This is a genomic window from Blastomonas sp. UPD001 (assembly GCF_003426715.1).
GTDB lineage: Bacteria > Pseudomonadota > Alphaproteobacteria > Sphingomonadales > Sphingomonadaceae > Blastomonas.
The window spans coordinates 2,142,826-2,145,278 of sequence record NZ_QKVT01000001.1 but is presented as its reverse complement, the minus strand read 5'-3'; the positions used below and the strand labels follow the sequence as shown (position 1 = coordinate 2,145,278).

Here is a 2,453-nt window from a genome sequence, read left to right as displayed (position 1 = left end):
GCGGCGCGACGGCCACCGGGGCGGGCTTGGCGCCGCCACAGGCCGCGACCAGAATGGTAAGGCTGGCCGATGCGGCCAGCAGGATTGCACGGCTGGGGGCCATACGCGCCATGTTCAGTATCTCCCGGTGCCGCGCGCGGGGCCTTGGCTCTCTCGCACGCGTTCTCATGGGCATGGTTTATGCCCGCCAAGCGACGATCTCAACACCAAAACGGTGAACCGTTAAAGGCCGATCCGGCCAGGACGTCGGCTGGTCGGGACGAGGCGAGTCCTGCAGGCGATCAGCCGAGCGGCAGCCATGCAACAAAAGAAAAGCCCGGCGGAGGGGAATCCGCCGGGCTGTCAGGGTTCCAGTGCTTTTCCGGACAGATCAATCGCGACTGCCCATGATGCTCAGCAGCGCCTGGAACATATTGATGAAATCGAGATACAGGTTGAGCGCGCCCATGATCACGACCTTGCCCATCATGTCGCTGCCCGCGACCTGCCAGTACAGGCTCTTGAGCTTCTGCGTATCATAGGCGGTCAGGCCCGCGAAGATGAGGACGGCGGCATAGCTGATCACCAGCCCCATGACCGACGACTTGAGGAAAATGTTGAGCACGCTCGCCACGATCAGGCCGACGACGCCCATGATCAGGAAGCTGCCCCAGCCGGTCAGGTCCTTCTTGGTGGTATAGCCCCACAGGCTCAGACCCGCGAAGGCCGCCGCGGTCGAGAAGAAGGCCAGCGCGATGCTCTCACCGGTATAGACCAGGAAGATCGTCGACATGCTGAGCCCCATCAGCGTCGCGAAACCCCAGAACATCGCCTGGAGCGCGGGCGTCGAGAAGCGGTTCATGCCGAAGCTCATCGCGAAGATGATCACCAGCGGCGAGAAGATGATGACATATTTCAGCAGGCCGGGGCCGAACATGATCTCGGCTGCCATGCCCGACTGGGCGAAGAGCAGCGCGACGATGCCGGTCAGCAGGATGCCGCTGGTCATGTAATTGTAGATGGACAGCATGTACTTGCGCAGGCCCTCGTCACGGGCCGCGCTGATACCGCCGGGCGCATTGATCGAACCGGCGCGCATGCGCTCCGCCGTGCGAGGATCAAAACGGTCAGCCATCGAAAAAGTCTCCTTTGCCCGGCATTGTTGCCGGATAGCCACAATATCGCCCCTGAGCGCGAAATTTTCAAGCGAAACCGGTTTTCCGTTCGTCGCGCCTTGCTACGATACAATCATTACCATGCGATTGTTCCTTTCCCTTGTGCCGCCCGGACCGGTCCGCGCGCTTCTGCGCGATCGGATGCAGGGGCTGGTCGCGGCGCGCTGGCAGAGCGATGCGCAGCTGCACGCGACGCTGCGCTTCATCGGCGAGACCGACCGGCATGGGGCAGAGGCGCTGCTGCTCGCGCTCGGCGCGGAACGCTTCACGCGGATCGAGGCGCGGCTCGACGGCTTTGGCTGGTTCGATCGCAGGGACCGGGTCGACCAGCTCTGGGCGGGGCTGGCGCCGCGCGATTCGCTGGCGGCGCTGCATGCGCGGCTCGACCGGTTGTGCGTGCCCGCGTCGTCGAAGGACCCGCGCCCACGCTGGCCGTATAGCGGGGCCTTCGACAAGCTCAGGCTGAGCGGAGAGGGGCGGCTTTTCAGCCATTCCCCTATCACTCCGAACCCCTCTAGCACTGAGTTAAATACGGTCGTGTAGGTAGTAGGCCAATCCACGTGCGTGTTGACCCCAATGCAAAAAGTGCAGGCGAAAGGCGAAATGGGCATCATCTATACTGACGTGTTCCGCTAGCCAGACGACCTCGCGCATATCTCTGGTGATGTCCGTCAAATCGTCTATTGCGTCCGCCATCATGAGCGCATCGTCATAGGCGGCGGATGGATCAGCTATTGGGTATAAGCCGTATTGAGGAAAACGATCGGCAACCTCTCTATAGAGAGAAGACCCATCCTGCGTGGGCGGATCAATGTCATCGCCTGTCACGTCTCCAGCAGGTGTGCTGTAGTAGGCGGCGATCAGGCAATCCAAAGTTTGAAGCAGCTTCTCATCGGCAGGCGGATCGCCCTCCCAGACGACGTGGAGGAAATCTTTAGCTGCTTCTAATGCTGGTGAATGCTGCACCGCCCAAGGCATACTCGGAGGTCGCGTTGCGTTAAAGGCTCTTTTCCACCCAATGCCAACCCAGCCCCGCTCACCCGATCTCCAGCATCATCCCCGGCCCGAGCATTGGCAGCAGCTTTTCCATATCCGCGCGTGCGATCGCGACGCAGCCTTCGGTGCTGCGCTCCGCCGCGGGCTTGGCCTCGTTCCACAGATGGAAGAAGATCGCGCTGCCTGCACCCGGTACCGGGGGCGCGTCGTTATGGCCGAGCACCAGCACCACGTCGTAGAGCATGTCCTCGCGCTGGCTAATTTCCCCGGTCAACACACTCGTTGAGCAGGGGAATTTCATGA

Annotated in this window: 4 protein-coding genes; 1 reads left to right on the top strand and 3 read right to left on the bottom strand. The window is 61.8% G+C overall.

Features of this window, described 5'->3' with window-relative positions:
• Positions 1 to 370: 370 nt before the first annotated feature.
• The gene (locus DM995_RS10920) at positions 371 to 1,114 is read right to left on the bottom strand and encodes a Bax inhibitor-1/YccA family protein (RefSeq protein WP_116969433.1); all 744 of its coding nucleotides are present in this window, start codon (positions 1,112 to 1,114) and stop codon (positions 371 to 373) included.
• Between DM995_RS10920 and DM995_RS10915 the strand changes: the two genes are divergently transcribed.
• Complete coding sequence (locus DM995_RS10915) at positions 1,059 to 1,697, top strand: 2'-5' RNA ligase family protein (RefSeq protein WP_232824315.1); 639 nt, start codon at positions 1,059 to 1,061, stop codon at positions 1,695 to 1,697. The genes DM995_RS10920 and DM995_RS10915 overlap by 56 nt on opposite strands.
• Here DM995_RS10915 and DM995_RS10910 read toward each other — a convergent pair.
• Positions 1,680 to 2,132 carry a hypothetical protein gene (locus DM995_RS10910; RefSeq protein WP_023839130.1) on the bottom strand — a complete coding sequence of 151 codons (453 nt, stop codon included), beginning with the start codon at positions 2,130 to 2,132 and terminating at the stop codon, positions 1,680 to 1,682. The genes DM995_RS10915 and DM995_RS10910 overlap by 18 nt on opposite strands.
• Before the next feature lie 58 nt (positions 2,133 to 2,190).
• The coding region (locus DM995_RS10905; RefSeq protein ID WP_353653360.1) for a L,D-transpeptidase family protein at positions 2,191 to 2,453 on the bottom strand (263 nt) is incomplete at its 5' end.

Excerpts from the sequence above, each read along its gene's own strand:
- DM995_RS10920 (WP_116969433.1), bottom strand. The coding sequence starts at position 1,114 with ATGGCTGACCGTTTTGATCCTCGCACGGCGGAGCGCATGCGCGCCGGT.
- DM995_RS10910 (WP_023839130.1), bottom strand. The coding sequence starts at position 2,132 with ATGCCTTGGGCGGTGCAGCATTCACCAGCATTAGAAGCAGCTAAAGAT.